This window comes from Thiohalobacter thiocyanaticus (assembly GCF_003932505.1).
Classification (GTDB): Bacteria; Pseudomonadota; Gammaproteobacteria; order Thiohalobacterales; family Thiohalobacteraceae; genus Thiohalobacter; species Thiohalobacter thiocyanaticus.
Genome location: NZ_QZMU01000001.1, coordinates 232,935 through 245,994, shown reverse-complemented (window position 1 = coordinate 245,994; position 13,060 = coordinate 232,935). Strand labels below are relative to the sequence as shown.

Sequence of the window (13,060 nt, the reverse complement as noted above, 5' to 3'; positions counted from 1 at the left end):
TCGTCCCCTCACCGGCTCAAACACCCATGCATACCAGGACCGCCATTGCCGAACGCATTATTCTGACCCTGTGGGTGGGAGGGCTGTGGATGATCGGCTATCTGGCCGTGCCGATCCTGTTTCATCAGCTCGAAGACACGCAGCTGGCCGGACGGCTGGCCGGGGAGATGTTCCGGGCGCTGAACTGGTTCGGGCTGGTTGCGGGTGCGCTATTGCTGGTGAGCAACCGGCTGCATGCCAGACCGGGGCTGGACTGGCGGGCGGTGACACTGGTGCTGATGCTGGTACTGATCCTGGCCAATGCCTTCGGCATCAGTCCGCTGATGCAGGAACTCAAGGCCGTCGGACTGCCCGAGGGCAGCGAGGCGGCCGCCCGCTTCGCCCGCCTGCACGGCCTGTCGTCCTTCCTGTACCTGGTCCAGTCCCTGCTCGGGCTGGGGCTGGTCATCTTCGGGGTGCGGCGCGGGTGATGAAAGTGCTGAACCGCAAAGGCGACGAAGGCGCGCAAAGGCCAATGCTGCATGCAGGTTGGGTTAGTCGCGATAGCGGCGTAACCCAACCTGCGGGTCCGGAGTGAAATTCATATTCCTTCGCGCGCCTTCTTCGCCTTGGCGGTTTGAAGCTCTACTGCAATGCTACCCGCGGTCGATCGGGATTGCGCCGGAACACCAGCGCGGTATTGCCGACCCGTTGAATCAGCCGCAGCTCCAGGCGCTGACAGAGTTCCTCCAGCAACTGGTCGCGCACATCGCGGTCGCCGACATTGAGCTTGATCTTCATCAGCTCGTGGTGGTTGACCGAGGAGTCGATTTCCTCGATGACGCTTTCGGTCAGCCCCTTGCCGCCGACCGTGACCACCGGCTTGAGCTTGTGACCGAGGCCGCGCAGGTGGCGCAGCTGGGCCTGGGTGAGATTCATGGAATACCTGCCTGGGTTGGATTCGTTGCCTGGGGCGGCATTATAGCCGCGGATGAACATGGATTGCATCGGGGCCGGAGTGGTGGTGATGGAACGATTCGCATGAGATCCGCCTTCTGCGTGCGGGAGGCCGGGCTGGACCTGTGAACCCCTCCAACGGAGGCCAATGTCGGGTTTCACAGGTCCAGCCCGGCCTCGAATCGCCGCTGAGAAATTTTCCGGGTTCGTTTACTGGCATCCAGCTCGTGCTCGCGCATGTCGCCCGCTATCGGGGGAAGCCATGAATCCGGCCTGCTGGTGGGGTGTCGCCCCGGGCCTGCAACCCCCTCCACGGGGGCCAATGTCGGGGGTTCCAGGCCCGGGCCGACTTCAGACTGTGGCTGGAGATTTATACTCAGTTTTCCGCAACAGTTCTATTCATCTTCATCCATGGCTGAGTGCCCTTTTGAGTAGCTGGATCTGCCAATGCCTCGCACCAAGAGCAGCCGTCGCTGGCTGAAGGAACATTTCGACGACGAGTACGTGCTGCGCGCCCAGCGCGAGGGCTGGCGTTCGCGCGCGGTCTACAAGCTGCAGGAACTGGATGAGAAGTATCGGTTGCTCAAACCCGGCATGACGGTGGTCGACCTGGGCGCGGCGCCGGGGGCCTGGTCCCAGTATGCCCTGCACAAGGTGGGGAAAAAGGGCAGGGTGGTGGCCATGGACATCCTGCCCATCGAACCCATCCCGGGCGTGGATTTTCTGGAGGGCGATTTCCGTGACGAGGCGGTCTATGCGCGCTTCCTGGAACTGGTCGGCGCGGCGCCGGTGGATCTTGTAATGTCGGACATCGCCCCCAATATTTCAGGGGTGGAGGCAGTGGATCAGCCGCGTGCAATGTATCTGGTTGAACTCGCGGTCGATTTCGCCGACCAGGCGTTGCGCGGGGGCGGGACATTTCTGGCCAAGGTGTTCCAGGGCGAGGGGTTCGATGAACTTTTACGCTCGCTGCGGGGTCGGTATGAAAAGGTGATCGTGCGCAAGCCGAAGGCCTCGCGGCCGCGCTCGCGCGAGGTCTATCTGCTGGCCGTGGGCCGGAAACTGTAGTAAGGTCAAACCCATTGTTTTACGGTCCGATTAACCCGGGTGGCTGCCGGGGTTTTGCGTGGGCCCAACTGACTTGAACCGAGGTAATCCGCATTGAACGACATGGCCAAGAATCTTCTTCTGTGGGTCGTCATCGCCGTGGTCCTGATGGCGGTGTTCAACAATTTCGGCCCGCCGACCCAGCAGACCAACACCGTCGGCTACTCGGAATTCATCTCCCAGGTGAAGTCTGGCCAGGTCGAGAGCGTGGTTATCCAGAACCATACGGTCAAGGGCAAGCTTTCCGGTGGCGAGAGCTTCACCACCTATGCGCCCGATGATCCCAAGCTCATCGACGACCTGCTGGCCAACAACGTCACTGTCGAGGCCAAACCGCCGGAACAGCAGGGCGTGCTGACCCAGATCTTCATCTCCTGGTTCCCCATGCTGCTGCTGATCGCGGTGTGGATCTTCTTCATGCGCCAGATGCAGGGCGGGGCCGGCGGCCGCGGGGCCATGTCGTTCGGCAAGAGTCGGGCGCGCATGCTGGGCGAGGACCAGATCAAGGTCACCTTCGGCGATGTGGCCGGTGTGGAGGAGGCCAAGGAGGAGGTCGAGGAGCTGGTCGATTTCCTGCGCGACCCGGGCAAGTTCCAGAAGCTCGGCGGCAAGATCCCCAAGGGCGTGCTCATGGTGGGCTCGCCCGGCACCGGCAAGACCCTGCTGGCCAAGGCCATCGCGGGTGAGGCCAAGGTGCCGTTCTTCACCATCTCCGGCTCCGACTTCGTCGAGATGTTCGTCGGCGTGGGCGCCTCGCGCGTCCGTGACATGTTCGAGCAGGCCAAGAAGCACGCCCCCTGCATCATCTTCATCGACGAGATCGATGCCGTGGGCCGGCACCGCGGCGCCGGTCTGGGCGGCGGTCACGACGAGCGCGAACAGACCCTGAACCAGCTGCTGGTCGAGATGGACGGCTTCGAGGGCAACGAGGGCGTGATCGTCATCGCCGCCACCAACCGCCCCGACGTGCTCGATCCGGCGCTGCTGCGCCCCGGCCGCTTCGACCGCCAGGTGGTGGTGCCGCTGCCGGATGTGCGCGGCCGCGCCCAGATCATGCAGGTGCACATGCGCAAGGTGCCGACCGCCGATGATGTGGATCCCATGATCATTGCCCGCGGCACACCGGGCTTCTCCGGCGCCGATCTGGCCAACCTGGTCAACGAGGCCTCGCTGTTCGCCGCCCGCGCCAACAAGCGCGTGGTGGACATGGAGGATTTCGAAAAGGCCAAGGACAAGATCATGATGGGCGCCGAGCGCCGCTCCATGGTGATGAGCGAGGAGGAGAAGCGCCTGACCGCCTATCACGAGGCCGGCCATGCCATCGTCGGCCGGCTGGTGCCGGAACACGACCCGGTGCACAAGGTCTCCATCATCCCGCGTGGCCGTGCCCTGGGCGTGACCCTGTTCCTGCCCGAGGACGACCGCCACAGCTTCACCCGCCAGCGTCTGGAGAGCCAGATCTCCAGCCTGTTCGGCGGCCGGCTGGCGGAACTGCTGACCTTCGGTCCGGAGAAGGTCACCACCGGTGCCTCCAACGACATCCAGCGGGCCACCGAGCTGGCGCGCAACATGGTCACCCGCTGGGGGTTGTCCGACCGGCTGGGCCCGCTGACCTACGGCGAAGAGGAAAACGAGGTCTTCCTGGGTCACTCGGTGACCCAGCACAAGAACATCTCCGACGACACGGCGCATGCCATCGACATGGAGATCCGCTCCATTATCGACAACAACTACAAGCGGGCCGAGACCCTTCTGACCGACAACATGGATATCCTGCATGCCATGGCACAGGCGCTGATCAAATACGAGACCATCGACGCCAGTCAGATCGACGACCTGATGGCCCGGCGCGAGGTGCGTCCGCCGCGCGAGTGGTCGGATAACCCGCCGCCTTCGGCGGGTACCGGCGCGGCCACCGGGGACGAGCCGGAGACGGGCCGCAAGGACAGCGGCGGCCCGATCGGCGATCCCGCCGGCCAGCACTGAGGTCTTTGCCCTCCAGTTCACGCCCCGCTTCGGCGGGGCTTTTACATTTGTGTATATGAACATAAAAGCCTGAACCGCAAAGGCGAAGAAGGCGTGCAAAGAGAGTATGATTGTCCTTTGTTTCAGATCCTCCAGATCTGAATCTAACTCGAACGGAAAACAATGACGTGGGCTTACAGCCCCTGAACCTTCGCGCGCCTTCTTCGCCTTTGCGGTTTGGGCGCTGAACGGTACGGAGAGCGAAACATCTTTGGTAACTTCCATGCAGCTTGAGTGCGGAAACCGCCGGCTGGACCTGTCCCGGCCGCGGGTGATGGGGGTCCTGAACGTCACACCCGACTCCTTTTCCGACGGCGGCGCCTTCCTGGGCGCGGAACAGGCCGTGGCCCGGGCCAGCGAGATGGCGGCCGAGGGCGCGGACATCATCGACATCGGCGGCGAGTCCACCCGCCCGGGGGCCGCGCCGGTCAGTGTCGAGGCTGAACTGGCGCGGGTGATTCCTGTGATCGAGGCCCTGCACGGGCAGGTCGATGCGCTGCTGTCGGTCGATACCAGCAAGCCGGAGGTGATGCGCGCCGCGGTGGCGGCGGGGGCGGATATCATCAACGATGTCTGCGCCCTGCAGGCCCCGGGTGCCCTGGAAGCGGCCGCACAGGGCAGGGCGGCGGTGTGCCTGATGCACATGCAGGGCGAGCCGCGCACCATGCAGGCAGATCCCAGCTATGAGAACGTGATCACAGATGTGACCGGCTTTCTGCGCCAACGTGTGGCGGCCGCCGAGGTGGCAGGCATCGCCCGCACGCGGTTGCTGGTCGATCCGGGTTTCGGCTTCGGCAAGACCCTGGCGCATAATCTGAGCCTGTTAAAGCACCTGAGGGAACTGGCCGATTCAGGTGTGCCGGTGCTGGTCGGCCTGTCGCGCAAGTCCATGATCGGCAAGCTGCTCGACCTGCCGGTGGAGCAGCGCCTGCACCCGAGCGTGGCGCTGGCCGTGATTGCCGTGATGCGTGGGGCGAGCATCGTGCGGGTGCACGATGTGGCAGCCACGGCCCAGGCGCTGGCGATGTGCGCCGCCGTCGAACAGGCCGAATAACAAGGAGCAGGGGATGTCGCAGAAATATTTTGGTACCGATGGAATCCGGGGACGCGTCGGCGAGGCGCCGATCACTGCCGAGTTCATGCTCAAGCTGGGCTGGGCCGTCGGCCGGGTGCTGGGCCGGGACAGTTGCGACAGCGTGCTGATCGGCAAGGACACACGTATCTCCGGCTACATGTTCGAATCGGCCCTGGAGGCAGGTCTGTCGGCCGCCGGCATGAACATCCGCCTGCTCGGGCCCATGCCCACCCCGGCCATTGCCTATCTGACCCGGACCCTGCACTGCTGCGCGGGTATTGTCATCAGCGCCTCCCACAACCCCTATTACGACAACGGCGTGAAGTTCTTCTCCGCCGAGGGCACCAAGCTGCCGGACGCGATCGAACTGGAGATCGAGGCCCAGCTCGACAAGCCCATGTCCACGGTCAGCTCCGATCGTCTGGGCAAGGCCGAGCGGGTCAGCGACGCCGAAGGCCGCTACATCGAATTCTGCAAGAGCACCGTGCCGATGAGTATGAGCCTGCGCGGGCTGAAAGTCGTGGTTGACTGCGCCAACGGGGCGACCTACCAGGTCGCGCCGGCAGTGTTCGACGAACTGGGCGCCGAGGTCATCGCCATCGGCGACGAGCCGAACGGCCTCAACATCAACCAGGACTGCGGTTCCACCCGGCCCGAGCAGCTGATCCGCGCCGTACGCGAGACGGGCGCGGACCTCGGCATCGCCTTCGACGGTGACGGCGATCGGGTGATCATGATCGATCACGCCGGCACCGAGGTCGATGGCGACGAGCTGCTCTACATCATCGCCCGTTCCCGTCACGAGACCGGCAATCTCAACGGCGGCGTGGTCGGCACCCTGATGACCAACCTGGGCATGGAGCATGCCCTGCAGGCCATCGGGATCCCGCTGCGGCGCGCCCGGGTGGGCGATCGCTATGTGCTGGAACTGCTGCAGAGCCAGGGCTGGGTCGTGGGCGGGGAGTCCTCCGGCCACATCATCTGCCTGGATCGCACCAGTACCGGCGATGGTATCGTCTCGGCCCTGCAGGTGCTCTACGAAATGGTGCGCAGCGGCCGTCCCCTGGCCGAACTGCGCGGTGATCTGACCAAGTATCCGCAGCACATGATCAATGTGCCCATTGCCCATAAGGCCGATCCCGATCATTCGGAGGCGGTGCAGACGGCGGTGCGTGCGGCCGAGGCCCGCCTGGCCGAGCGCGGCCGGGTGCTGCTGCGGCCCTCCGGCACCGAGCCGGTCATCCGGGTGATGGTCGAGGGCGAGGACCCGGAACTGGTCGCGCGCGAGGCCCAGGCCCTGGCCGAGGTGGTGGCCGGCGCCCTGGGCAAGGCCCGGGCGGGTTGACCTGTCTGCTCCTGCCACTGACAACGGCATTTTCCCCCTTAAAAGATTGATTTTCAGCCCCTCTGTCGCTAAGCTAGCGGCCCGTTTTGTCAGGTATCAGGTATCGGAGGCAGCATGCGGCAACCGCTGGTGGCAGGGAATTGGAAGATGAATGGCAGCCTCGACAGCATCAACACGCTGCTCGAGGGCATCAAGGCCGGTCTGGGCGAGGTCAAGACCGCCGAGGTCGCCGTCTGCCCGCCCTTTGTCTACATCCCGCAGGTTGTCCAGATGCTGTCCGACACAGCGGTGTCCGTGGGATCCCAGGACGTCAGTGACGAGGAATCCGGCGCCTTCACCGGCGAGGTGGCCGGCACCATGCTGCGCGATGTCGGCTGCACCTATGCCATTGTGGGTCACTCCGAGCGGCGCAGCATCTACGGCGAGAGCGACGAGTTCACCGCCCGCAAGTTCGCCGCCGCCCGCAGGTTCGGGCTGACCCCGATCCTGTGCGTCGGCGAACTGCTCGAAGAGCGCGAAGCCGGCACCACCGAGGCTGTGGTCGGACGCCAGCTGGACGCCGTGATCGAACTCGAGGGCATTGCCGCCCTGGGCGAGGCCGTGATCGCCTACGAACCCGTCTGGGCCATCGGTACCGGCCGTACCGCCAGTCCGGAGCAGGCGCAGGAAGTGCACGCCTTCATCCGGAACAAGCTGGCCGGGCTGGATGCCGGCGTTGCGGACAAGGTCCGGATTCTCTACGGTGGCAGCGTGAAGGCAGCCAATGCCGCTGAGCTGTTCGCCATGGCGGATATCGACGGCGGACTGATCGGCGGTGCCTCGCTGCAGGCCGGGGAGTTTCTCGGCATCTGCACGGCGCCCGACAAGGCCTGATCCAGGAATATTGATGTATACGATTCTGATAATCGTCCAGGTGTTGATCGCCATTGGACTGGTCGTTCTGATCCTTCTGCAGCATGGCAAGGGCGCCGATGCCGGTGCGGCCTTCGGCAGCGGGGCGTCTTCCACGGTGTTCGGCTCGCAGGGCTCTGCCTCCTTTCTGACCCGGATCACCGCCGTGCTGGCAGCCCTGTTCTTTCTCAACAGCCTGGCGCTGTCGACCGGTTTTGTGATGGGCGAGCGCGAACCCTCCAGCGTGGCGGAACAGGCCCGGCCTGTACCGGCACCCGGGGAGACGGCACCGGAGGATCTGCCGCCGCTTGAGCAGTCGCAGCCGCAGGAGGACGTCCCGTCCGATATCCCGGCAATGGACCTGCCGGCGGACGGAGAGCCACCGGCCGACGATCTGCCGCAATAAGGGCCGCGTCACCGCGCAACACGTTTTATTGCCGAAGTGGTGGAATTGGTAGACACGCTATCTTGAGGGGGTAGTGGCGCAAGCCGTGCCGGTTCGAGTCCGGCCTTCGGCACCAATATGGATCCGGGTGTTCCGGTATCCACCCGAAAGCCCGCAACCGATTATGGATTGCGGGCTTTTTTGTGCGCGACTTTCATCATTTCCGGTCGTGATCCTGGTTGACGTAGCTCTTGAGCGAACCCGCCAGGCGCATGCTGGCGAAATTGAGCACGGTCAGCGCCAGGGCGATCTCGATCCTGTACCAGGCTACCGCGGCACCCACGGCGCCTGTGATCCAGATCGCGGCAGCGGTGGAGGTGCCCCTGACAGTGGCGCCATCCTTCAGAATGGCGCCACCACCGATGAAGCCGATACCGGTCATCAACCCGTAAAGAATGCGGGCATGGGACTCGGAACCCTCCAGAACCTGCAGGCCGATGAGCTGCCCACAGCCACGAGCGGGAAGGTTCTCAAGCCCGCGCTCCTGTCCTCCCGTTCCCGGTCCCAGCCGATGGGAAAGGCCAGGAGGTAGGCGACGGAAAGCTGTACCAGGTTCTCCAGAACCTGCATCCAATCGAAGTTGAACTCCAGCATTGAAGCCTCAGGTCGGTGGCGGGCGTCTTCCCATGGCCAGGAAGATCACGAACAGGACGAGGAACAGGACAAACAGCACCTGCGCAATCGAGGCGGCGGTGCCCGCGATGCCGGTAAAGCCAAGCAGACCCGCAATGATGGCTATGATCAAAAATGTAACCGCCCAACTCAACATGATAATCCCTCCTGGATGTGTGTGATGGGACTGTTCTGACTGCAGCCTGTTTTTTCCTCCAACAGGAAAAATGGTGATTACGAGCAGAACCGTCTCCAGCTGGAGACATCTTCCTGCCCGCATGTTCAAAGTAGCACTGAGCGGGGTTGGTCAGATGCGAACAAGGCCAAGAATTCCGATAATGATCAGGTAGAGAGCGACGATATAGTTGAGCAGCCGGGGAACGAATAGAATCAGAATGCCGGCGATAAGGGCAATCAGGGGCTGAAGCGTCAGGGTGTGCATGAATGAACTCCTGGCAGGCCTTGTCGGCCACTGTTGATCGGGATATGCCGGAAGTATAGGAGGCCTGGATGGTCCTGCCACCGCCTGGCTGTTCTCCCTCATGATGCGACAACTGGCGCTGGGCTGTGGAGACAGTCCGGCAGCCGTTTCGTGGCGCCGACTCGACCCCCTCTGTCGGGCGCAGGTTCATCAATGTCAAAGTTATTGCTTCCTTACCGTTCCTTATGCCAGCCAAAAATTATTTTTTTAGTATAAGTTGATAATTATAATAATTTTTTCGGGGCTCATGCTGCTTGACACCCCAGGCCAATCTGCCTAGACTGCCTAGCCACTTGATAATTGTAACGACGCAGATAGTCGCCAGCGGCAGCGCATGGAGTCATGTGTGCAGCCAGGCCGGATATCGGTAAAACAGTAAAAACGCGTCGGCAATGCACAAATTGAAAGGCGGAGGCGGACGATGCTGGAAAACTATTTGCCGATACTGGTGTTTATCGGTATCGGCGTCGTGATCGGTGCCATCGCCATCGCGGTCGGTTTTCTGCTCGGCCCTCACAAGCCCGACAGCGAGAAGAACTCCCCCTACGAATGCGGCTTCGAGGCCTTCGAAGATTCGCGTATGAAATTCGATGTCCGCTATTATCTGGTCGCCATCCTGTTCATCATTTTTGACCTGGAAATCGCTTTTCTGTTTCCCTGGGCCATCGTCCTGGAGGATATCGGCCTGTTCGGCTTCCTCGCCATGGTGTTGTTTCTGGGCATCCTGGTCATCGGCTTCATCTATGAGTGGAAGAAGGGGGCTCTCGAGTGGGAGTAGGCATAAATAACGATGGCGGGATTGATTCCATGAGGTCGCTTCGCGCATGAGCATCGAGGGCATTCTGAAGGAAGGCGTGGTCACCACCACGGCGGACGCACTGATCAACTGGGCCCGTACCGGCTCGCTCTGGCCCATGACCTTCGGGCTGGCCTGCTGTGCGGTCGAGATGATGCAGGCCGGTGCCGCCCGCTACGATCTGGACCGTTTCGGGGTTGTCTTCCGCCCCAGTCCGCGCCAGTCCGATGTCATGATCGTCGCCGGCACCCTGGTCAACAAGATGGCGCCGGCTCTGCGCAAGGTGTATGACCAGATGTCGGAGCCGCGCTGGGTGATCTCCATGGGCTCGTGTGCCAATGGCGGCGGCTATTACCACTATTCCTATTCCGTCACCCGCGGTTGCGACCGGATTGTACCGGTCGACATCTACGTGCCGGGTTGTCCGCCTACGGCCGAGGCGCTGCTCTACGGCATCATCCAGCTGCAGAACAAGATCAAACGGACCAATACGATCGCGCGCTGAGCGCGGTCCGGACGAGTGCAGGTCATGGCCAGACGCATCGACACATTGAAACAGCAGATCGACGAGCGCTTCGGCGGTCTGCTGGAATCGGCCACCCTGGATCTGGGGGAGCTGACGCTGGTAGTCGCACCCGACCATCTCATCGAGGTCTGCACCGCCCTGCGTGACGAGGAGGCCTTTCGCTTCGAGCAACTGATCGATGTCTGCGGCGTGGATTACCTGGGCCATGGTGATGCCGAGTGGGAAACCCGCGAGGCCTCGGGCCACGGTTTCAGCCGCGGCGTGAATGCCTCCACGGCGGGCCGGCTGGACTTCCTGCATCAGGATCTGTCGGTATCGACGGTCGAGGCCGCCGGCGGCCGCCGCTTTGCCGCGGTTTATCACCTGCTGTCGGTCAGCAGCAACCAGCGCCTGCGCATCCGCTGCTTCGCCCCTGACGACGGGCTGCCGGTCATTCCCTCGGTGATCGACGTCTGGAACAGCGCCAACTGGTTCGAGCGCGAGGCCTTTGATCTGTACGGCATCATCTTCGAGGGCCACCCGGACCTGCGCCGGATACTTACAGACTACGGCTTCATCGGTCATCCCTTCCGCAAGGATTTCCCGCTCAGCGGCAATGTGGAGGTGCGCTACGACGCCGAAAAGCAGCGTGTGGTCTACGAACCCGTCAGCATCGAGCCGCGGGTGCTGGTGCCGAAAGTGATCCGCTCCGAGGTGCGGCGGCATGGTGAGGAAGAGGCCGAGCCGCCTCAGGATGCGGAGCAGGCATGAACATTGTTATGAACCGCCAAGACGCCAAGGGCGCCATGTACTGCGAACCGCCAAGGCGCCAAGAACGCCAAGAAGATATTGGCTTGTACAGCGTTCAGGTATTTACATGCGGTGAGGCTGCTGATTGCGGGGGGTCGGTGTTTACTTCTTACCGGGGGTTCTTGGCGTCCTTGGCGCCTTGGCGGTTAAACGGATTTCTTGGCGCGCTTGGCGTCTTGGCGGTTCAAAAAGACTATGCCTGAGATCAGAAACTACACCCTGAACTTCGGTCCCCAGCATCCGGCGGCGCACGGCGTGCTGCGGCTGGTGCTGGAAATGGACGGCGAGGTCATCGAGCGGGCCGACCCCCACATCGGCCTGCTGCACCGCGCCACCGAGAAGCTGGCCGAGAGCAAGCCCTATAACCAGAGCATCGGTTACATGGACCGTCTGGATTACGTGTCCATGATGTGCAACGAACACGGTTATGTGCTGGCCATCGAGAAGCTGCTCGGCATCGAGGCGCCGGAACGGGCCCAGTACATCCGGGTGATGTTCGACGAGGTCACCCGCATCCTCAACCACCTGCTGTGGATCGGAGCGCACGCGCTGGATATCGGTGCCATGACCATGTTCCTCTACGCCTTCCGCGAGCGCGAGGACCTGATGGACTGCTACGAGGCCGTCTCCGGCACGCGCATGCATGCGACCTACTATCGTCCGGGCGGGGTATACCGCGACCTGCCGGATCGCATGCCGCAGTACCAGGCCTCCAAGTGGCACAGTGAGTCCGAAGTCAAAAAGATGAACGAGAACCGCCAGGGCTCGCTGCTGGACTTCCTCGAGGACTTTACCGTCCGTTTCCCGAAGTGCGTGGACGAGTACGAGACCCTGCTGACCGACAACCGCATCTGGAAGCAGCGTACGGTCGGAATCGGCGTGGTCTCGCCCGAGCGTGCCCTGCAGCTCGGCTTCACCGGTCCTATGCTGCGCGGCTCGGGTGTCGAGTGGGACCTGCGCAAGAAGCAGCCCTACGAGGTCTACGACCGGATGGATTTCGACATCCCCGTGGGCGTGAGCGGCGATTCCTACGATCGCTACCTGGTACGGATCGAGGAGATGCGCCAGTCCAACCGCATCATCCGCCAGTGCATCAGGTGGCTGCGCGAAAATCCCGGACCGGTCATTATCGATGACCACAAGATCATCCCGCCCGAGCGCGAGGAGATGAAGGCGGACATGGAGGCCCTGATCCATCACTTCAAGCTGTTTACCGAGGGCTTCTGCGTGCCGGCCGGCGAAGCCTACGCCGCCATCGAGCACCCCAAGGGTGAGTTCGGGGTATATATGGTATCGGATGGAGCCAACAAGCCGTTTCGGGTCAAGATCCGCGCCCCGGGTTTCGCCCACCTGGCCGGACTGGACGAAATGGCGCGGGGCCATATGCTGGCCGACGTGGTGGCTATCATCGGCACCCAGGATATCGTGTTCGGCGAGATTGACCGGTGAATGATTTGATGACTGCGACGACTGAAAAGAAGGATGAATATCAGATCCCCGCTGATGTGAAGGCGGAGATCGACCACTGGCTGGCCAAGTATCCGCCGGAGCAGAAGCGTTCGGCGGTGCTCTCGGCCCTGCATGCCATTCAGGAACACGAGGGATGGATCAGGGCCTGAGCACATGGATGCGGTCGCGGCGTATCTGGAGATGGCGCCGGTGTCGGTCTACGAGGTTGCCAGCTTCTACTCCATGATCGAGACCGGGCCGGTAGGGCGCAACACGGTGGCGATGTGCGCGAACATCTCCTGCATGCTGTGTGGTGCTGACGATCTGATCGCGCATGTTGAGAAGAAACTCGGCATCAGGCGTGGCGAATCCACTCCCGATGGCCGGATCTATCTCAAGCTGGAGGAGGAGTGTCTGGCTGCCTGCGCCGGCGCGCCGATGATGGCGGTCAATGGGCACTATTGCGAGAATCTGACGCCGGAGAAGTTGGATCGGATTCTGGATGAACTCAAATGATTAATGGCCACGGAATACACGGAAAGCATGGACAAGTAGCACAAATGCGAAAAGCATGATTGCAATG

The 13,060-nt window shown here is 62.5% G+C and carries 14 protein-coding genes, 1 tRNA gene and 2 pseudogenes; 13 read left to right on the top strand and 4 right to left on the bottom strand.

Annotated elements, in window-relative coordinates:
- The first annotated feature begins 26 nt into the window (after positions 1-26).
- Positions 27-470, top strand: a complete 444-nt coding sequence (locus tag D6C00_RS01190) for a DUF4149 domain-containing protein (protein WP_125179943.1) — start codon at positions 27-29, stop codon at positions 468-470.
- 154 nt (positions 471-624) lie between these two features.
- On the opposite strand, the gene D6C00_RS01185 is transcribed toward D6C00_RS01190, so the two are convergent.
- Complete coding sequence (locus tag D6C00_RS01185) at positions 625-918, bottom strand: YhbY family RNA-binding protein (RefSeq protein ID WP_125179942.1); 294 nt, start codon at positions 916-918, stop codon at positions 625-627.
- Positions 919-1,383: 465 nt separating this feature from the next.
- Here D6C00_RS01185 and rlmE point away from each other — a divergent pair, with 465 nt between their 5' ends.
- The 7 genes from rlmE (at position 1,384) to D6C00_RS01150 (ending at position 7,900) form a co-directional block, all read left to right on the top strand.
- A complete protein-coding gene (gene rlmE, locus D6C00_RS01180) occupies positions 1,384-2,004 on the top strand; it encodes a 23S rRNA (uridine(2552)-2'-O)-methyltransferase RlmE (RefSeq protein WP_125179941.1) in 621 nt (206 codons plus the stop codon).
- Positions 2,005-2,106: 102 nt separating this feature from the next.
- Positions 2,107-4,029, top strand: a complete 1,923-nt coding sequence (gene ftsH / locus D6C00_RS01175) for an ATP-dependent zinc metalloprotease FtsH (RefSeq protein ID WP_177433192.1) — start codon at positions 2,107-2,109, stop codon at positions 4,027-4,029.
- A gap of 262 nt (positions 4,030-4,291) precedes the next feature.
- Positions 4,292-5,122, top strand: coding sequence for a dihydropteroate synthase (gene folP, locus D6C00_RS01170; protein ID WP_125179939.1), 831 nt, complete (start codon positions 4,292-4,294; stop codon positions 5,120-5,122).
- A 13-nt stretch (positions 5,123-5,135) separates the two neighbouring features.
- On the top strand, positions 5,136-6,488 hold the full coding sequence (glmM, locus tag D6C00_RS01165; protein WP_125179938.1) for a phosphoglucosamine mutase: 1,353 nt from the start codon (positions 5,136-5,138) through the stop codon (positions 6,486-6,488).
- 114 nt (positions 6,489-6,602) lie between these two features.
- The gene (gene tpiA / locus D6C00_RS01160; RefSeq protein WP_125179937.1) at positions 6,603-7,361 is read left to right on the top strand and encodes a triose-phosphate isomerase; all 759 of its coding nucleotides are present in this window, start codon (positions 6,603-6,605) and stop codon (positions 7,359-7,361) included.
- A gap of 10 nt (positions 7,362-7,371) precedes the next feature.
- On the top strand, positions 7,372-7,785 hold the full coding sequence (gene secG / locus D6C00_RS01155) for a preprotein translocase subunit SecG (RefSeq protein WP_125179936.1): 414 nt from the start codon (positions 7,372-7,374) through the stop codon (positions 7,783-7,785).
- 30 nt (positions 7,786-7,815) lie between these two features.
- Positions 7,816-7,900, top strand: a tRNA-Leu gene (locus D6C00_RS01150).
- An 81-nt stretch (positions 7,901-7,981) separates the two neighbouring features.
- Here D6C00_RS01150 and D6C00_RS16510 read toward each other — a convergent pair.
- From D6C00_RS16510 to D6C00_RS01135, 3 genes and pseudogenes are all read right to left on the bottom strand, one after another.
- Positions 7,982-8,418 (bottom strand): annotated as a pseudogene (locus D6C00_RS16510) (MgtC/SapB family protein).
- 7 nt (positions 8,419-8,425) lie between these two features.
- Positions 8,426-8,593 (bottom strand): DUF1328 domain-containing protein, encoded by a 168-nt coding sequence (locus D6C00_RS01140; protein ID WP_125179935.1) that lies wholly within the window; start codon positions 8,591-8,593, stop codon positions 8,426-8,428.
- 150 nt (positions 8,594-8,743) lie between these two features.
- The gene (locus D6C00_RS01135) at positions 8,744-8,878 is read right to left on the bottom strand and encodes a DUF3096 domain-containing protein (protein ID WP_125179934.1); all 135 of its coding nucleotides are present in this window, start codon (positions 8,876-8,878) and stop codon (positions 8,744-8,746) included.
- Positions 8,879-9,338: 460 nt separating this feature from the next.
- On the opposite strand from D6C00_RS01135, the gene D6C00_RS01130 reads away from it, so the two are divergent.
- The 5 genes and pseudogenes from D6C00_RS01130 (at position 9,339) to nuoE (ending at position 12,993) form a co-directional block, all read left to right on the top strand.
- Positions 9,339-9,695, top strand: coding sequence for an NADH-quinone oxidoreductase subunit A (locus tag D6C00_RS01130; protein ID WP_125179933.1), 357 nt, complete (start codon positions 9,339-9,341; stop codon positions 9,693-9,695).
- Positions 9,696-9,741: 46 nt separating this feature from the next.
- Entirely contained in the window at positions 9,742-10,218 is a 477-nt protein-coding gene (locus D6C00_RS01125) for a NuoB/complex I 20 kDa subunit family protein (RefSeq protein ID WP_125179932.1), read from the top strand.
- Positions 10,219-10,242: 24 nt separating this feature from the next.
- Complete coding sequence (locus D6C00_RS01120) at positions 10,243-10,989, top strand: NADH-quinone oxidoreductase subunit C (RefSeq protein ID WP_125179931.1); 747 nt, start codon at positions 10,243-10,245, stop codon at positions 10,987-10,989.
- 234 nt (positions 10,990-11,223) lie between these two features.
- The gene (locus tag D6C00_RS01115; protein ID WP_125179930.1) at positions 11,224-12,477 is read left to right on the top strand and encodes an NADH-quinone oxidoreductase subunit D; all 1,254 of its coding nucleotides are present in this window, start codon (positions 11,224-11,226) and stop codon (positions 12,475-12,477) included.
- Between the two features lie 8 nt (positions 12,478-12,485).
- Positions 12,486-12,993, top strand: a pseudogene (gene nuoE / locus D6C00_RS01110) (NADH-quinone oxidoreductase subunit NuoE).
- The last annotated feature ends 67 nt before the right edge of the window (positions 12,994-13,060 follow it).